The organism is Eikenella glucosivorans (assembly GCF_016025525.2).
Lineage (GTDB): Bacteria > Pseudomonadota > Gammaproteobacteria > Burkholderiales > Neisseriaceae > Eikenella > Eikenella glucosivorans.
This window is the reverse complement of the sequence record NZ_JACSGR010000004.1, coordinates 147,283-164,053: the sequence shown is the minus strand read 5'-3', so window position 1 is coordinate 164,053 and position 16,771 is coordinate 147,283. Positions and strand designations below refer to the sequence as shown.

Genomic DNA, 16,771 nt, shown 5'->3' with positions numbered 1-16,771 from the left:
CGGCTCAAAGGTATGGACACAATAAAAGGCTACCTGAAAATTTTCAGGTAGCCTTTTACTATAAACCAAACCGGCTTAATCAGCCTGGCGACGGATAACCGCCGGAATCTCGAAATCGTCCAGTACAGACTGGTTGGCAAAATCGGAAGCGGCCAGATTCATGGTGCGTGCAGTGCGACCGGAACGGATCACGCTGTCGATTTCCGGGAAGCCGCCGTCGGTGCCAGTGGCCTGGGCGGCTTTCACCATGCGCAGGTTGCTGCTCTGGCTGTTGTCGCCCTGCTCTTTCAGGCCGGTGGCAATGATGGTGACGCGGATTTCGCCGTCCTGCATGTCGGCATCTTCCGCCGTGCCGTATTTCAGCTCGGCATCCGGATGGGCGTATTCGCTCACCACCGACATGATTTCTTTGTATTCTTTCATGGTCAGGCCGTCGGGGGCAGTAGTGATGTTCACCAGCACGCCGCGCGCGCCTTCCAGCGTTACATTATCCAACAGCGGGCTGGCAATCGCCTGCTCGGTGGCCAAGCGGGCGCGGTCGATGCCCTGTGCGAAGCCGGAACCCATCATGGCCATGCCCATGATGCCCATCACGTTGCGCACGTCGGCAAAGTCTAAGTTGATCATACCCGGGCAGGTAATCACTTCGGCAATACCGGCCACGGCGTTGCGCAACACATTATCCGCCGCACGGAATGCCTGGCGCACGGTCACGTCTTCGCCCAATGCGGTCATCAGTTTGTCGTTCGGGATAATGATGAGGGAATCCACTTGGTTTTTCAGGGTTTCCAAGCCTTCTTTGGCAATCTGGATGCGTTTGCCTTCATGCTCGAACGGGCGGGTAACCACGGCCACGGTAAGGATGCCCATCTCGCGGGCGATTTCGGCCACCACCGGAGCGGCGCCGGTGCCGGTGCCACCGCCCATGCCGGTGGTGATGAACAGCATATTGGCGCCCTGAATGGCATCGGCAATGGTTTCGCGGTCTTCCAAGGCGGCATTGCGGCCGGTTTCGGGGTTGGCGCCTGCACCCAAGCCTTTGGTCAGGTTGGTGCCCAACTGGATGCGTTTGGGCGCTTTGTTGCTCTGCAATGATTGGGCATCCGTGTTGGCACTGATGAATTCGACACCCTGTACCGTGTTGTCAATCATATTGTTAATGGCATTGCAGCCGCCGCCGCCAATACCGATAACCTTAATGACCGCAGGACTGGCTGCGGATTCGACAACATCATAAACCAATTGCATTTAACACTCCTTTTGTGCCCCGGAAGGCTACCTGAAAACTGAAATCGCCCGTATTATAAAGGTTTGAACGGATTTTGTGTGCAAGAATAAGCAAAAAGGCTAGAAATTGTTTTTCAGCCATTCTTTCAGGCGGTAAAAGACAGAATCTCCCTCGCCGCCCTGCCGGCCGGCGGGATGGGCGGCATGCTGGCTGCTGCTGTGTTCCGCCGCAGTCTGCAGCAGGCCGATGGCGGTGGCGTAGCGCGGGTTGCGGATGCGTTCGGAGAGGCCGCCCATTTCCTTCGGCACGCCGATGCGCGCGGGCAGGTTGAACACGTCTTCGGCCAACTCCACCACGCCGGAGAGCAGCGATGCGCCGCCGGTGAGCACCACGCCAGAAGTGAGCACTTCTTCCGGGAAGCCGGAGCGGTGCAGCTCATTGCGGGTCAGCTCCAAAATTTCTTCCACACGCGGGCCGATCACGCTGGCCAACACGCGGCGCGAAATCTGGCGCGGGCTGCGGTCGCCCACGCTGGGCACTTCGATCATTTCGTCTAAGCCGTCGCCGGTGGCTAGGGCCACGCCGTGGTTGATTTTGATGTATTCGGCCGCGCTGTAGGGCGTGCGCAGGGCTTGTGCCAAGTCTTTGGTAATCAAATCGCCGGCCACCGGGATCACGGCGGTGTGGCGGATGGCGCCGTTGGTGTAAACCGCGATATCGGTGGTGCCGCCGCCGATGTCGATCACGCACACGCCCAATTCTTTTTCGTCTTCCGTCAGCACGGCGCGGCCGCTGGCCAGTGGCTGCAAAATCATGTTGTCGATGTGCAGGCCGCAGCGTTCGATGCATTTCTGGATGTTCTGCATGGCAGTAACGGCACCGGTAACGATGTGGATGCGCGTGTCCAGCCGCACGCCGCTCATGCCGATAGGCTCGCGCACGCCGGGCTGGTTGTCGATGATGTATTCCTGCACCACGGTATGCAGAATCTGGTGATCCGGCGGGATGTTCACGGCTTTGGCGGTTTCGATGGCACGGTCGATATCGGCCTGCATCACTTCGCCTTCTTTGATTTTCACCACGCCCTGCGAATTCATGCTGCGGATATGGTTGCCGGCAATGCCGGTTACCACGCTGCCGATCTGGCAATCGGCCATCAGCTGCGCCTCTTCCATTGCCTGGGTGATGGCTTGGGCAGTGGCATCGATATTGGTGACCATGCCGGCTTTCAGGCCGTGTGAGGGTGCTTGGCCGAAGCCGATGATGTGGATTTCGTCGTCGTCCTGCACTTCGCCGATCAAAACGATGGTTTTGGAAGTGCCGATGTCCAGCGCGCCTACCAGTTGTTTGTTGTTTGCCATGATATTTGTCTCGCTTGTTGCTTAATGGTGGAATGGTTAGTCGGCCGCCTGATTGCGGGGTGTGGTTTCGTTGTCGTTGTCGTTGCCTTCGTTATCTGCGCCTTGCCGGTAGCGTACGGCAAAGCCGTCGCGGTAGCGTAAATCCACGTAGCGGATGTCGGCGGCACGTTCTTTCAGGATTTCGTGCCAGGCCTGCACAAATCGGCGCAGGCGCATGGGTGCGTTATTGCGCCCCAGATGCAGCCGGATGCCGTTACTCAGGGTCAGCACCCGCGATGAGCGCGAGCTGTAATCCATCCGGGCAATGCTTTGGCTGGCCGGTGCCAAAATGGCCTGAAATTCGGCAAATTCGTCTACCATAATTTTACGCATTCCCGGCGTGCCTGCAAATACGGGGAAATTTTCGTCGCTTGGCGCATCGAAGCCCCTGCCTTCGCTGTCCACCAGGCCGCCGCCTTCCCAACGCGCCACCGGCTTGCGCTCCACCACATGAATCTGCACCGTGTCCGGCCACAGGCGGCGCACTTCAGCTTTGGCCACCCACGGCAACGCTTCAAACGCTTGTCGCGCTTCATTTAAATCGGCTTTAAAAATATTGCCGCGGATGTGCTGGTGCGCGGTTTGCTGCAGCTGGGCGGCGCTCAGGCGCTGGAGTTGGCCATCGATTTTCACCAGTTTAACAGGGAAATACGGCGAATTCATCATCCACATCACCGCCGCCGCCACCAAGCCGATGCCGGCCAGGAGGTAGAGGCTGCTGTTGATGCGTTTTAACGCGCCGGCATTATCCCAAAGTCGCATGGCTCAACACTTCAACGCATAAGTCGGCAAAATCCAAACCGGTTTGCGCGGCAGCTTTTGGCACCAGGCTGTGGCTGGTCATGCCGGGTACGGTGTTGATTTCCAACAGATACAGCTGGCCTTCCTTGCTGCGCAGGAAATCTACCCTGCCCCAGCCGCGCCCGCCGATGGCTTCGAAACCGGCTTTGGCCAAGCGGCGGATTTCGGCTTCGCCCGCCTCGTCCAAATCGCTCGGGCATTGGTATACCGTGTCGTCGCGGAAATATTTGGCGTCGTAGTCGTAGAACTCGGTGGCGGGGATGATGCGGATGCTGGGCAGCGCCTGTTTGCCGAGCACGGCGCAGGTGTATTCGCCGCCGTCGATAAAGCGCTCGGCAATGATTTCGCCGTGCAAGTGGCGTTCGCGCAGCTCGCGGTACACTTTGGGCAGCTCGCCGGGCTGCTTCACTTTCACCACGCCCACGCTGCTGCCTTCGGCGGCGGGCTTCACAAACATCGGCAGGCCGAGCCCGGCCTCCACGGCGGCAAAATCGCTGTCGTCGTGCAGCACGGCGAAATCGGGCACGGGCAGGCCGAGCGAGCGCCAAATCAGTTTGCAGCGGTATTTGTCCATGCCCAGCGCGGAGGCGGCCATGCCGCAGCCGGTGTAGGGGATGCCGATGGAATCGAGCAGCGCCTGCACGGTGCCGTCTTCGCCGTAGGTGCCGTGCAGCACGTTGAAGGCTACCTGAAAACCCTGCGCCTTCAGTTGCAGGATGTCTTGCTCTTTCGGATCGAACCGGTGGGCGTCGATACCCCGGCCCTGCAAGGCGGCCAACACGGCGGCGCCGCTATCGAGCGACACTTCTCGCTCAGTGGAAAACCCGCCGTTCAACACGGCCACTTTGCCAAACTGCTTATTCATTTGCTTTGCTTCTTTCTTACTGACACTTTTTCAGGTAGCCGCTTAGCCGAGCGCCCGCCCGGCAGGCTACCTGAAAACTTAAAACCGATAATGCCGCCAGTTCGGATCGTATTCGCAATCCGCCTGCGGGCCGAGCTGCGCGAAACGTTCGCACAACTCCTGCGCCTTGGGCATCAGCCGCTCCGGCTCGCCGGTGGCGGCAAACACGGTGCGCTCGCCGCGCGTGAGATTGGTAACGGACAGGGTAACGATGCCCTGCTGCCGGTGGGCGGCTTCGGCATCGAGCTCGTCTTGCAGCTGATAGGCGGCGGTAAGCGCCTCTTCGCCGTTGATGCTGCACCGTATCGACACCACCCAGCCCATGTCCGCGCGGCCGAGCAGCCCGTTGGCCGATTCGTTGCGCAGCAGCACCAGCGCGTCGCGGCCGGCTGCTTCGTCTTCGTCGCACTGATAGGCGGCAAACTCCCATTCCGGCTCGGGGTAGAGCGCGTCGCGCCCCAAGGCCTTCCACAACTCGTCCAACTTTTCAGGTAGCCTGTTGAGCGGCACCGTATCCGGCGGCACGTTATCCGCAAAATCCAGCACGCCCACTTTCACCACCGCGTCCCATTCGCCCAGCACATGGTCGAGCATGATCAGCGCCAGGCGCTGCGCGGTTTCCCGATCTTCCTCTTTCGGCGGGGCGGCCAAGGCCATTTCCAGCGCCGGCAGGCCGTGCCATTCTTCGCAGCGCACCAAAATATCCTGCGCCCGCAAATCCACGCCGCCCATGCGGACGGCAAACTGGTCGGGCGAGCCCACCCGCTGCCGGAAACACACCACCGAGCGCTGCGTACCCTCCGCTGCTTCAGCCACCAGCGCCAATACCTGCGGGAAGTGCTCGATGATGCCGTTGGCGCTGAACACCAGCGCGCCATTGGCCGGCTCTCCATCCAGCTCCACCACCACATCGGGGCAGTGACGGTGCAGCAAGCCGTTGGCCTCGGTCACAAAGGCCACGGCATCGGTGAGCGCAGCCAGCCGCGCTTCCTCCTGCCGCCAATCCGCCCAAAAGCGGCGGGCCTTGTCGTTTAACTCATCCAAACGCACGCTGCGGGAGCGGGCGTTGCCGCTAGGCTCTGATGAACTCATGTTTTGTCCTTGCAAAGGCTACCTGAAAATAATGTGTTAACGACTCCGAAACTACGTTTCGACGGAACTAAAATTCAGGGCTACCTGAAAAATATCCATGCCGTTTTACCGCCGCCACGGGGCAACTAAGCCGCGCCCGCCAAATCGCGCAATGCCTGCGGCACTTTGTTGATGCTGCCCGCGCCCATGTTCAGCAGCAGGTCGCCGTCTTGCAGCAGGGCGAGCAGGGTGCTCGGCATATCGGCCACATCGGCGCAGTAAATCGGCTCCTGCCGGCCGCCCACGCGCAGGGCGCGGGTGAGCGCGCGGCTGTCGGCGGCCACAATCGGCTCTTCGCCGGCGGCATACACATCGGTGAGCACCACGGCGTCGGCGGTGTTCAGCACGCGCACGAAGTCTTCAAACAAATCGCGGGTGCGGGTGTAGCGGTGCGGCTGGAAGGCCAGCACCAAGCGGCGTTCGGGGTAGGCACCGCGCGCGGCGGCCAGCGTGGCGGCCATTTCGGCGGGATGGTGGCCGTAGTCGTCGATCACTAAGGCGCTGCCGCCCTGGGGCAGCTTGATTTCGCCGTAGCTCTGGAAACGCCGCCCCACGCCGCCGAAACCGGCCAGGCCGCGCTGGATGGCCTCCACGTTGGCGCCGCATTCCAGCGCCACACCGATGGCGGCCAGCGCATTGAGCACATTGTGCCGCCCCGGCGCGTTCAGCCGCACTTCAAACGGCGCGATATGGCGGTTTTTCAGGTGCACGGTGAAGCACATCTGCGCGCCTTCGTTGCGCACTTCGTCGGCATAAATATCCGCTTCGGGATTGAAGCCATAGGTGGCGAAAGGTTTTTGGATTTGTGGCAGGATGGCGCGCACATGCTCGCTCTCGATACACAAAAACGCCTTACCGTAGAACGGCATACGGTGCACAAACTCCACAAAGGCCTGGTGCAGCTTATCCACGCTGTGGCCGTAGGTATCCATGTGGTCGGTGTCGATATTGGTTACCACAGTGATCACGGGCGTGAGGTAGAGGAAGGAAGCATCGGATTCGTCGGCCTCGGCCACGATGTATTGCCCGCTGCCCAGCTTGGCGTTGGTGCCGGCCGCCATCAGGCGCCCGCCGATGACGAAAGTGGGGTCGAGGCCGGCGGCAGTGAGGATGGAGGCGGTGAGGCTGGTGGTGGTGGTTTTGCCGTGGGTGCCGGCGATGGCGATGCCTTGGCCGAAACGCATGATCTCGGCCAGCATCATGGCGCGCGGAATCACCGGAATCTTGGCCGCGCGCGCCGCCAGCACTTCGGGGTTGTCGGGCTTGATGGCGGTGGAGGTAACCACCACGTCCACGCCCTCGATGTGTTCCGCCGCGTGGCCGTTGAACACCTTGATGCCCATATCGGCGAGCTGGCGCGTTACCGGGCTTTGCGCCTGGTCGGAACCGGATACGTCGAATTCTTTATACAGCACCTCGGCCAGGCCGCACATACCGGCGCCGCCGATGCCGACGAAATGGATGCGTTTGACACGTTTTTTCATAATCTGCCAACTATTTTTGTCTCGCGGCCGCCGCGCGGCAGCCGGTTTGGGGAAAAGCGTTATTGTAAATGCCGCCGCCCAATCATGCCATGTTTTCCGGCAATGAACCTGCGGCCGGAGAGGCTACCTGAAAATACAGGCTTCAACACATTACCATATCCCGGGCCCAATCCGGCCATCCCGATTTTTCAGGTAGCCTGCTGCCCGTTATCACCCCGCGATAGCCAGAACGGGAGCCAACGGAATCAGCACAACCGGAATCAGCACCACGCCCGCCACGCCGCTGATAATCGGCCGTACGGTGCGCTGTTTGGCAACGGTGCTGTATTGCATATTCACCGCCAGAGGCCGCGCCAGCCGCCCCCGCTGCAGGATTTCCGGCCGGTTTTCAACGCGGACGGTTTGGCCGTAAAACCCGATTTCGGCGTAATACAGCCCGTCGGCGCTGATCTTCCGCCCGAGCACGGCCGAAAGCCGTTCGGCATCCTGCGCTTCCGCCAAAGCCAGGCCCACGTGCTGCTTCCTCAGCGCGTCCGCCTGCTCGCGGCTGAGCCGGCGGTAGGTGCGGAAACGGCCGCTGATTTTGTTTTTCGCCCCGCCCTCAACGTTCAATTCGGGAATTTCTACCGCCACGGCGGCTTGGCGCGTGTCGTCGGCCAGCATCCAGTTGAGGGTGCTCATGCATACTTCGTAAACCGAGAGCGACATCTCCCAGCCCGACCCGCCTTCAATGCCGCTGTTGCACGGCAGGGCGCGGTAATCGAAATGCTCGCCCAAGGCATAAACACTGTTGTCATCGCGGGAATAAAACAGGCCGCTGACCTGCTCCCCATATTCCACACGGGAAACGGTTTCATAGCTCACGCAGGCGGCCAGGCAACAAACGACAATCAACAACAGAAGGCGTTTCATCGAATCATCCCCAATCGGCTTGAAAACAGCTTACCCATCATATTCCCAATGCACCGCATCAGCAGCAAAAGGCTACCTGAAAATCCGACGCCGCTTCTATTTTTCAGGTAGCCTCATCCGGCAATCAGCCACGGCCGCCAGCGCCGCTTCCGCCACTTTGGCCGCGCTATCCGGCTTGGCCATCTGCCGCGCGTGTTCCGCCCATTGGCGGCAGGTGCTGCGGTTCAGGCCGGCCAGGGTGGAGGCCAGCTTCTGCGCCGTGAGCTCGCCCTGCGGCAGCAGCAGCCCCGCCCCGCCGGCGGCCACGAAGCGCGCATTGGCGGTTTGATGGTCGTCCACCGCATAGGGATAGGGCACCAGCAGCGCGCCCACGCCCGCCGCCGCCAGCTCGGCGATGGTGAGCGCGCCGGAGCGGCACACCACCAAATCCGCCGCGCCGTAGGCCGCCGCCATATCATCGATAAACTCGCTGCATTCGGCCTGCACGCCCGCCTCGGCATAGCGCTGCTGCAAACCTGCCAGCTTGCCACGCCCGCTCTGGTGGCGCACCTGCGGGCGTTGTTCTTCGGGCAGCAGCGCCAGCGCTTCGGGCAACAGGCGGTTCAGGATATCCGCACCCAGGCTGCCGCCGGTAACCAGCAGTTTCAACCTGCCCTCGCGCGCAGCAAAACGCTCCTGGAGCGCGGGCAAGGCGGCAATATCGGCACGCACCGGGTTGCCCACCAGCCCGTCTTCATCGGCAAAGGCCTTGGGGAAGGCATACAGCACACGGCTGGCCAGCTTGGCCAAAATGCGGTTCGACAATCCGGCCACCGCGTTTTGCTCGTGAATCACAATCGGCACACCGCAGAGCTTGGCCGCGATGCCGCCGGGCACGGTTACAAAACCGCCGAAGCCGATCACGCCGTCGATATGGTGCTGCCGGATAATCCGTTTGGCTGCGCAAACGGTGCGCCACAGCGTGAACGGCAGCGCGAGCTTGCGCTTGAGGCCGTTGCCGCGCACGCCTTTGATGGCCAGCGTTTCGATTTCAATGCCGTGCTGCGGTACGATGCGCGTTTCCATCGCGCCCTCGCTGCCCAGCCACAGCACGTTCTGCCCGCGCTCCTTCAGCGCGGCAGCCACTGCCAGCGCCGGAAAGATATGCCCGCCGGTGCCGCCGGCCATCAGCAAAAATGTTTTGCCGCCCATATTCGTCCTTTACACATTAAACCCGCGCATTTTGCGGCGGTTTTCATAATCCACCCGCAGCAGCAGCGCAAGCGCGATCAGCATCGCCCACAAGGCCGAGCCGCCGAAGGAAATCAGCGGCAGGGTGAGCCCCTTGGTGGGCAAAAGGCCGATGTTCACGCCGATGTTGAAAAAGCTTTGGATACCCAACCAGATACCCACGCCGCTGGCCACGAAGGCACCGAAAAACTGCTCCAGATCGCGCGCCATCTTGCCAATGGAAAACGCACGCCACACCAGCCACAAATAGCAGGCGGTGAGCACCATCATGCCGAGGAAGCCGAATTCCTCGCCGATGACCGCCGTGATGAAGTCGGTGTGTGCTTCGGGCAGGTAGAACCGTTTTTCCAGGCCCGCGCCCAAGCCCACGCCCGTCCAGCCGCCGCGGCCGATGGCCATCAGCGCGTGTGTGAGCTGGTAGCCGCTGCCCAGCGGGTCGGCCCACGGGTCGAGGAAGGCGGTTACGCGCGCCATGCGGTAGGGCGAAATCAGCACCAGCGCGCCCATGCCGCTCAAACCCGCCAGCACCACCACGATAAACCAGCGAAACGGCAGCCCCACCAAAAACAACAGCCCGATGCTGATCACCGACACCACCACAAACGAGCCGAAATCCGGCTGCAACATAATCAGCCCCAGCCCGCCGCCCACCGGCAGCGCCACCCAGCACACCTTCTTCAAATGCTGCAACACTTCCGAGCGGCGCATAAAAAAACCCGAAAGATAAAGGATTACCGCCAGCTTGAAAAACTCCGTGGGCTGCAAATTGATCGGCCCCACATGAATCCAGCGGCGCGCGCCGTTGATTTCGCGCCCCACCACCAGCACCACCATCAGCAGGATCAAGCTGCCCAAGAGCAGCGCCATCGAATATTTCTGCCACACCCGCATCGGCACCAGAAACGCACCCCAGGCCAGCAGGCCGCCGCCGGTGATATAAGACGCCTGTCGGATGAGGAAAAACCATTTGCTGCCGTTGGCCTGCCCGGCATAAGCCACCGAGGCAGAATACACCATCACCAGGCTGAAGCCCAGCATCAGCACCACCAGCCACAGCAGCGATTGATCGACAGTGTAGCCGTGGCGCAGGATTTTGCGGTCGAGGAGTTTGGATTCGGTAATCATTCGGGTGTTTCGGGTTACTTCATAAATCAATGGGAAAACTTTTTCAGGTAGCCTTTGCGGCTGCGGAGGAGGCTACCTGAAAAGTCCGCTGCACTTTGTCAGCCTGCGGCAGGCTAACTGCAAGGATACTGCTTCGGATTTTTAATCGCTTCCGCCAGTAGGACAGCCTGCCGAGCAACTTCCTTATCCTCGGAAGATGCGAAGCCTACTATCAAGGCTTGGTTTGCCGCAAACATTTCTAAAATAGACACATGCAAATAATGCCTGTCTAATGTTTTGGTTATTTTAAGAAATTCATCATCCATCGCGCCATCGAAGGCGGGGTCGAACAATTTTTCTTTAAATGCTTCATATTTCAGCGCTTTGCCCTTGGTTTCTTTAAATGCTTGGGTCTGCGGGGATTGAGTGCTATAGTTTGCCGCCTCAAACAGCGTGCGCATTCCTTTGAGCAGCAGGGCTTTATTCGGCTTATCTTCTGCCAGCAGCGCCAAACAGAGCTTCAGCCCCCAAGGCGACAACTTCACCAGCCAAGCTTGAGATTCCAAGCTGTCTATCAGCTGCTCATAATCCTTTTCTGCAGCCGAACCTGCCAATATATTCAAAATATTCTGCTTTACCCCTTTAGCATGGGATTCATAAGGCGTGGCAAACCGGCGCCATGGGAAGTTTTCTAAAAAGGTGTGTAATACCATTTGTGTTTTCCCAGATATTTAGTTCGTCTGAGAGCACATTATTTTTCAGATAGCCTGTTCAGGTTTCGGCAGAGGCTACCTGAAATTCAACCACCCGCCTACAGCGCCTCAAACGCCTCAATAAACACCTGCGAGCGGTGCGCGTAGCCTTTAAACATATCGAAGCTGGCGCAGGCGGGGCTGAGCAGCACGATGTCGCCGGGCGCGGCCTGGCGGTAGGCGGTTTGCACGGCTTCCTGCAAGCTGGCGCAGTCAATCATCTCCACGCCGCAGCCGGCAAGGTCGCGGCGGATTTGCGGCGCGTCCACGCCGATGAGCAGCACGGCGCGGGCCTTGCCGGGCAGCACGTTTTTCAGCGGGGTAAAGTCCTGCCCTTTGCCCTGCCCGCCGGCAATCAGGAAGAGCGGGCTTTGCAGGCCGGCGATGGCGGCTTCGGTGGCGCCCACGTTGGTGCCCTTGCTGTCGTCGATAAACACCACGCCGTTTTTCTCGCCGATTTTTTCCACGCGGTGCGGCAGGCCTTTGAAGGTGCGCACATGGCGCAGCAGTTCGGCGCGCGGCAGGCCGACGGCTTCGCACAGGGCGAGCGCGGCCAACACGTTGGCGGCATTGTGCAGGCCTTGCAGCGGGATGTCGGTGGCGGCAATCAGCGTTTCCGTGCCGTGTTTCAGGCAGCCCGAGGCGGCGTCAAACCAATAATCGGCCTGCCCTTGCAGCGAAAAACGGCGCACTTCGCGCCCGCTGCGCTTCATGGCGCGGCACAGGGGGTCGTCGGCGTTGAGCACTTGCACGCCGCTGCCGCGGAAGATTTTGTCTTTGGCGTGGGCGTAATCGAGCAGGTCGTCGTAGCGGTTGAGGTGGTCTTCGGAAATGTTGAGCACGGCGGCGGCGGCGGCGTTCAAGTGGTCGGTGTTTTCCAGCTGGAAGCTGGAGAGCTCGAGCACCCACACGTCGGCGCTTTGCTCTTGCCGGTCTTCGTAGGCTTCGAGCACGGGCGTGCCGATGTTGCCGGCCACCACGGTATCGAGCCCACATTCGCGGCATAGGTGGCCGACCAGGCTGGTAACGGTGGTTTTGCCGTTGCTGCCGGTGATGGCGATGATTTTGTCGCGCCTGCCTGCGAGCTCGCGGGCGAGGATTTCCACGTCGCCCAGCACGCGGCCTCCGGCTTGCTTGAAGGCTTCGATTTCGGGCGCGCGCTCGCTGATGCCGGGGCTGAGGGCGAGGATGCCGAAGCCTTCGGCCAGGGCGTTTTTCAGGTAGCCTGTGTGGCAGGCGAGGCCGGGGAAGCGCTGTTGCAGCGCGGCCTGCTTATCGGCGGGGAAATCGGCATCATAGGCGGCGACTTGCGCGCCTTTGCGGCGCAGGAAGTTGAGCATGGAAACGCCGCTGCCACCCATGCCGGCCACGAGGATTTTTTGGTTTTGCCATTCGCTTTGCATTTTGTTCTCCATGCCGCCCGTCTTGGCTGCGGGCGGCCGCGTTCTCACTTTAGTTTTGATTTAGCCTATTTTTAGCTTCGCTGAAACCCAGCCTCGGCTGCGCCGCAACAGAGTTTTGACTTCGCTGAAGCTGCGTTTTAGCTTCGCTGAAGCGGGCGCTTTCAGGTAGCCTTACTGCCCGCTCGCGGCGGCTATCAATTTCAATAGCAGCAGCCACGGCAGCATAATCCCGCCGATGCACACCATCAGCCACAAAATCAAACTGTCCGCCAGCCGCCGCAGCAAGGCGAAATAGCCCCATGAATACAGGCCCCAAATCACGGCGGAAAGAGCTGCCGCAATCAGGCTGCCGCCGAACAGGCTGAGTAGGAAGGTTACGCCCGCAAAAGCCAGTGCCCACTGCCAGGCATACGATTCTTCAACGAAATCCTGCAATTTGGCGAAAGCCAGCAAAATCAGCATTTGCAGCAGCATAACGGAACCCTCCTTTTATTTTTCAGGTAGCCTCTTAGCCTGTTGAGGCTACCTGAAAACCGTTTAGCGGATTTTCAGCGTGCTCAACCCCACCAGCACCAGCACGATGGTGATGATCCAAAAGCGCACCACCACCTGCGTTTCCTTCCAGCCCTTCTGCTCGAAATGATGGTGGATCGGCGCCATCAGGAAGATGCGCTTTTTCGTCCTCTTATACCAGCCCACCTGCAGCATCACGCTCAACGCCTCCGCCACAAACAGCCCGCCCATAATCACCAACACAAACTCCTGCCGCACAATCACCGCCACCGTGCCCAGCGCCGCGCCCAGCGCCAGCGCGCCCACGTCGCCCATAAACACCTGCGCCGGCGCCGCGTTAAACCACAAAAAACCCAAGCATGCCCCGCACATCGCCGCGCAAAACACCATCACCTCGTTCGCCCCCGGCACGAAAGGCAGCTGCAGGTAGCGCGCAAACTGCCAGTGCCCCGTAACATAGGCAAACACCGCCATCCCGCCCGCCACCAGCACCACCGGGAAGGCCGCCAGCCCGTCCAGGCCGTCGGTGAGGTTCACCGCATTAGAGGTGCCCACAATCGTGAAATACGACAGCACCACAAAGCCCGCCACGCCCAGCGGCAGCGCCACCTGCTTGAAGAAAGGCACAATCAAAATATTGTTGGCCGCATTGCTCGCCACATAAAACAGCAGCAGGCCCGCCGCCAGCGCCACGCTGCTCTGCCACACCATCTTAAACTTGGCCGACACGCCGTGCGGGTCTTTATACACCACCTTGCGCCAGTCGTCGTAGAAGCCCAGCGCGCCCGTGCCCAGCAGCACGCCCAGCAGAATCCAGATATACGGGTTCGACACATTGCTCCACAGCAGCGTGGACACCGTGATCGACACCAAAATCAGCACCCCGCCCATGGTGGGCGTGCCCGCCTTGGCCAAGTGGGTTTGCGGGCCGTCGCTGCGGATGGCCTGCCCTGCCTTCAATTCCGTGAGCTTGCGGATGGTCCACGGCCCCAGCATCAGGCTGAACAGCAGCGCCGTGAGCGCCGCCATCACCGCGCGGAAAGTGGTGTATTGGAAAACATTCAGCGCCGAAATCCAATTGCTGAGCTTGGCCAACCATAAAAACATAAAACTTCCTTAAAATCGTTTTGCGATCAGGCTGCCTGAAACCAAAGGCTACCTGAAAATTATCGTGTATCAGAGCGCGGCAAACAGCACAAACTGCCAAAAGGCGGCATTATAAACCAAGCCGCCGCCCGAAAGAGGCCACCTGAAACCTTTCCCGCCCTTTTCCCCGTCAAATTTCTTCCCACCAAAACCGCGTTTCCGTATCCACGCCAAACACCTGCCCCATCAGCGGCGTGAGCACCGGCAGGCCGCGCGACTGCGCCAGCGGCATGCTGCGGCGCACCGGCTCGTCCCAATCATGCAGCGCCAGGCTGAAGGCGCCCCAGTGGATGGGCATCAGGCGGCGCGCGCCCACGTCGATGGCGGCCTGCACAGTCTGCTCGGGAAACATGTGGTTATCCGGCCAGCGGCGGTCGTATTGCCCGTTTTCCACAAAGGCCAGGTCGAAGCCGTCGAAGCGCCGCCCAATTTCGGCAAAGTGGCTGCCGTAAGAAGAATCGCCGCTGAAATAGAAGCGCTGCCCACCACCTTCGATCGCCCAGCCCGCCCACAAAGCGCGGTTGCGGTCAGCCAGGTTACGCGAGCTGTCGTGGCGGGCGGGCACGGCGGTAAACCCTACCGCGCCAACATGATGGCGCTGATACCAATCCGCCGTGAGGATGTTGCCCGCCGGCACGCCCCAGCGCCGCAGCAGCACTTCCATGCCCAGCGGCACGATAAACCGCACCCCGCTGCGTGCCACACGCCGCACGAAGGCTTCTTCCAAGTGGTCGTAATGGCTGTGGCTGTAGAGGATGACATCCAGCGGCGGCAGCTCTTGCGGCGCGGCGGGCGGCGGCTGGAAACGGCGGAACATGCCGTTGTGCGGCGCGGCGCTCATGCCGAATACGGGGTCGGTGAGGATGTTCAGCCCGGCCACGCGCAGCAGCAGGGTGGAATGCCCGAACCACACGAAACGCGCCGCCTGCTCATCGGCCTGATGTGCGCCAAGCACGCCCTGCCCTTTTTGGAGAAACCCGCCGCGCTCGTTTTGGCGAAACTCGCTGCACTCGTTTTGGCGAAACTCGCTGCGCTCGTTTTCAGGTAGCCTGCCGCCCGCCTGGCTGAAGGCGGAAAAATCCGGCCGCATAAAGGGCAGCGGCCGCGCGGGAAAACGGCCTTGGCGGCGGAACATTTTAAACGCGCCGGCAAAATCCAGCGGCCGCAGCAGGCGTTGTGGCTCGGGGTTGAAAAACCGGCGGCGGACCGGGTCGTAGTGGTCGCTGGCCGGATAGGGCGGGTAGCCGCCCGCGCTCCTACGCTTCATCGCCCTGCAAGGCCTGCACCACGTCTTCCATCGCCATAAAACGCGAGCCTTTCACCAACACCGAAGCACGTTCCGGCAAATCGTGCGCGAGTACCTGAATCAGCGGGTCTTTGGCGGCAAACCACAAACCGGCCGCGCCGAAAGCCTCCGCCGCCTCCACGCTGAAATCGCCCACAAAATAGGCGGCTTCGATGCCCTTGTCCCGCGCATAGCGGCCGATTTCGGCGTGCATGGCCGGCGCTTCATCATCGCCCAGCTCGCCCATGTCGCCCATCACGAAAATGCGCGGCGCGGGCAGCGCGGCCAGCACGTCCAGCGCGGCCTTCATGCTGTCGGGGTTGGCATTGTAGGTGTCGTCGATCAGGGTGGTGCCGCGCAATCCGGCTTTGCGCTGCAAACGGCCTTTGATGTTGGCAAAATCGGCCAGCGCGGCGGCAATTTCAGGCAGGCTCACGCCCGCCTGCACAGCCAAAGCCGCGGCGGCCACGGCGTTGGCCACATTGTGTTTGCCCGGCACAGGCAACACCACCGCCGCGCGCTGTTGTTGATAAACCAAATCGAAGCGGCAACCCAAGGGCAGCAGTTGCACGTTGGCGGCGTGGATTTCGCCCTTTTCCACGCCGAACTCGATTTGCCGCACATTCAAGGCGCGGCAGGCGGCGCGGAACACTTCGGCGTATTCGTCTTCGGCCGGCACCAGTGCCGTGCCGTTTTCAGGTAGCCCGCGGTAGATTTCGCTTTTGGCGCGGGCAATATCGCCCACGCCGTCGAAGCCGCAGCCGATGTGCGCGCGCAGGGCGTTGTTCACCAGCGCGGCATCGGGGCGGGCAAGGCGGGTGAGCGCGTCGAGCTCGCCGAAGTGGCTCATGCCCATTTCGATTACGGCGTAACGGTGCTGCGGGCGCAACGAGAGCAGCGTGAGCGGCAGGCCGATGTGGTTGTTGAAATTGCCGGCGGTGGCTAACACGGCCTCTTCCCCGAAGCGGCGGCGCAGGATGGCGGCCAGCATTTCCTTCACCGTGGTTTTGCCAGAAGAGCCGGTGATGCCGAGCACCAGCGGGTTGACCGCTTCGCGCCAGGCGGCGGCCAGCGTTTGCAACGCGGCCAAGGTGTCGGCCACTTGCAGACTGCCTGAGAGTGCGGCGCAGTCGGTGCGCGACACCAGCGCTAAGGCACCCTGCTCCAGCACAGCGGGAACGAAATCGTGCCCGTCGTGCTTTTCGCCGGCCAAGGCAACAAACAAATCGGCACCGCGTTCGTCGGCAGCGGCGGCTTGGCGGCTGTCGGTGATTACGCGGCGGATGAGGGGGTTGCGTTGCGGCGCGGGCAGGTTTAGGGCGCGGCAGACGAAGGCTAAATCGAGTGTGGGCATGGGGATTTCCATTGAAAGTATTTGGGGCGGCGGGCTGGATCGGCAGGCTACCTGAAAATTTTTAACGGCTTCAGGCAGCCTGTATCATCATCAAAAGGCTACCTAAAAATCTGATGTGCCGGTT

General features: G+C 61.0%; 15 protein-coding genes. All 15 read right to left on the bottom strand.

Annotation, left to right across the window (positions count from 1 at the left end):
• Window positions 1-75 precede the first annotated feature (75 nt).
• The 15 genes from ftsZ to H9Q10_RS06270 all read right to left on the bottom strand — a co-directional run bounded on the left by ftsZ (window position 76) and on the right by H9Q10_RS06270 (window position 16,647).
• Window positions 76-1,248 carry a cell division protein FtsZ gene (gene ftsZ, locus H9Q10_RS06340; protein ID WP_197903122.1) on the bottom strand — a complete coding sequence of 391 codons (1,173 nt, stop codon included), beginning with the start codon at window positions 1,246-1,248 and terminating at the stop codon, window positions 76-78.
• A gap of 99 nt (window positions 1,249-1,347) precedes the next feature.
• Entirely contained in the window at window positions 1,348-2,589 is a 1,242-nt protein-coding gene (ftsA, locus tag H9Q10_RS06335; protein ID WP_197903121.1) for a cell division protein FtsA, read from the bottom strand.
• 36 nt (window positions 2,590-2,625) lie between these two features.
• A complete protein-coding gene (locus H9Q10_RS06330) occupies window positions 2,626-3,390 on the bottom strand; it encodes a cell division protein FtsQ/DivIB (protein ID WP_197903120.1) in 765 nt (254 codons plus the stop codon).
• Window positions 3,374-4,294 carry a D-alanine--D-alanine ligase gene (locus H9Q10_RS06325; protein WP_197903119.1) on the bottom strand — a complete coding sequence of 307 codons (921 nt, stop codon included), beginning with the start codon at window positions 4,292-4,294 and terminating at the stop codon, window positions 3,374-3,376. The genes H9Q10_RS06330 and H9Q10_RS06325 overlap by 17 nt, the downstream gene beginning before the upstream one ends.
• A gap of 78 nt (window positions 4,295-4,372) precedes the next feature.
• Window positions 4,373-5,425 (bottom strand): hypothetical protein, encoded by a 1,053-nt coding sequence (locus H9Q10_RS06320; RefSeq protein WP_197903118.1) that lies wholly within the window; start codon window positions 5,423-5,425, stop codon window positions 4,373-4,375.
• 125 nt (window positions 5,426-5,550) lie between these two features.
• Window positions 5,551-6,951, bottom strand: coding sequence for a UDP-N-acetylmuramate--L-alanine ligase (gene murC / locus H9Q10_RS06315; RefSeq protein ID WP_197903214.1), 1,401 nt, complete (start codon window positions 6,949-6,951; stop codon window positions 5,551-5,553).
• Window positions 6,952-7,158: 207 nt separating this feature from the next.
• On the bottom strand, window positions 7,159-7,860 hold the full coding sequence (locus H9Q10_RS06310) for a hypothetical protein (protein WP_197903117.1): 702 nt from the start codon (window positions 7,858-7,860) through the stop codon (window positions 7,159-7,161).
• A 96-nt stretch (window positions 7,861-7,956) separates the two neighbouring features.
• Complete coding sequence (gene murG, locus H9Q10_RS06305; protein WP_197903116.1) at window positions 7,957-9,051, bottom strand: undecaprenyldiphospho-muramoylpentapeptide beta-N-acetylglucosaminyltransferase; 1,095 nt, start codon at window positions 9,049-9,051, stop codon at window positions 7,957-7,959.
• 9 nt (window positions 9,052-9,060) lie between these two features.
• Complete coding sequence (gene ftsW, locus H9Q10_RS06300) at window positions 9,061-10,215, bottom strand: putative lipid II flippase FtsW (RefSeq protein ID WP_197903115.1); 1,155 nt, start codon at window positions 10,213-10,215, stop codon at window positions 9,061-9,063.
• 113 nt (window positions 10,216-10,328) lie between these two features.
• A complete protein-coding gene (locus tag H9Q10_RS06295) occupies window positions 10,329-10,907 on the bottom strand; it encodes a hypothetical protein (RefSeq protein WP_197903114.1) in 579 nt (192 codons plus the stop codon).
• Between the two features lie 98 nt (window positions 10,908-11,005).
• Window positions 11,006-12,349 (bottom strand): UDP-N-acetylmuramoyl-L-alanine--D-glutamate ligase, encoded by a 1,344-nt coding sequence (gene murD / locus H9Q10_RS06290; protein ID WP_197903213.1) that lies wholly within the window; start codon window positions 12,347-12,349, stop codon window positions 11,006-11,008.
• Window positions 12,350-12,520: 171 nt separating this feature from the next.
• Complete coding sequence (locus H9Q10_RS06285) at window positions 12,521-12,823, bottom strand: hypothetical protein (RefSeq protein ID WP_197903113.1); 303 nt, start codon at window positions 12,821-12,823, stop codon at window positions 12,521-12,523.
• A 63-nt stretch (window positions 12,824-12,886) separates the two neighbouring features.
• The gene (gene mraY, locus H9Q10_RS06280) at window positions 12,887-13,969 is read right to left on the bottom strand and encodes a phospho-N-acetylmuramoyl-pentapeptide-transferase (protein WP_197903112.1); all 1,083 of its coding nucleotides are present in this window, start codon (window positions 13,967-13,969) and stop codon (window positions 12,887-12,889) included.
• 169 nt (window positions 13,970-14,138) lie between these two features.
• A complete protein-coding gene (locus H9Q10_RS06275; protein ID WP_238480153.1) occupies window positions 14,139-15,275 on the bottom strand; it encodes an MBL fold metallo-hydrolase in 1,137 nt (378 codons plus the stop codon).
• Window positions 15,265-16,647, bottom strand: coding sequence for a UDP-N-acetylmuramoyl-tripeptide--D-alanyl-D-alanine ligase (locus tag H9Q10_RS06270; protein ID WP_197903111.1), 1,383 nt, complete (start codon window positions 16,645-16,647; stop codon window positions 15,265-15,267). Before H9Q10_RS06270 ends, H9Q10_RS06275 begins: the two co-directional genes overlap by 11 nt.
• Window positions 16,648-16,771 lie beyond the last annotated feature (124 nt).

Coding starts and splice junctions, on each gene's coding strand:
- mraY (WP_197903112.1), bottom strand. CDS start 13,969: ATGTTTTTATGGTTGGCCAAGCTCAGCAATTGGATTTCGGCGCTGAAT.
- ftsZ (WP_197903122.1), bottom strand. CDS start 1,248: ATGCAATTGGTTTATGATGTTGTCGAATCCGCAGCCAGTCCTGCGGTC.
- H9Q10_RS06330 (WP_197903120.1), bottom strand. CDS start 3,390: ATGCGACTTTGGGATAATGCCGGCGCGTTAAAACGCATCAACAGCAGC.
- ftsA (WP_197903121.1), bottom strand. CDS start 2,589: ATGGCAAACAACAAACAACTGGTAGGCGCGCTGGACATCGGCACTTCC.
- H9Q10_RS06270 (WP_197903111.1), bottom strand. CDS start 16,647: ATGCCCACACTCGATTTAGCCTTCGTCTGCCGCGCCCTAAACCTGCCC.
- ftsW (WP_197903115.1), bottom strand. CDS start 10,215: ATGATTACCGAATCCAAACTCCTCGACCGCAAAATCCTGCGCCACGGC.
- H9Q10_RS06285 (WP_197903113.1), bottom strand. CDS start 12,823: ATGCTGCTGCAAATGCTGATTTTGCTGGCTTTCGCCAAATTGCAGGAT.
- H9Q10_RS06295 (WP_197903114.1), bottom strand. CDS start 10,907: ATGGTATTACACACCTTTTTAGAAAACTTCCCATGGCGCCGGTTTGCC.
- H9Q10_RS06275 (WP_238480153.1), bottom strand. CDS start 15,275: ATGAAGCGTAGGAGCGCGGGCGGCTACCCGCCCTATCCGGCCAGCGAC.
- murG (WP_197903116.1), bottom strand. CDS start 9,051: ATGGGCGGCAAAACATTTTTGCTGATGGCCGGCGGCACCGGCGGGCAT.
- murD (WP_197903213.1), bottom strand. CDS start 12,349: ATGCAAAGCGAATGGCAAAACCAAAAAATCCTCGTGGCCGGCATGGGT.
- H9Q10_RS06320 (WP_197903118.1), bottom strand. CDS start 5,425: ATGAGTTCATCAGAGCCTAGCGGCAACGCCCGCTCCCGCAGCGTGCGT.
- H9Q10_RS06325 (WP_197903119.1), bottom strand. CDS start 4,294: ATGAATAAGCAGTTTGGCAAAGTGGCCGTGTTGAACGGCGGGTTTTCC.
- H9Q10_RS06310 (WP_197903117.1), bottom strand. CDS start 7,860: ATGAAACGCCTTCTGTTGTTGATTGTCGTTTGTTGCCTGGCCGCCTGC.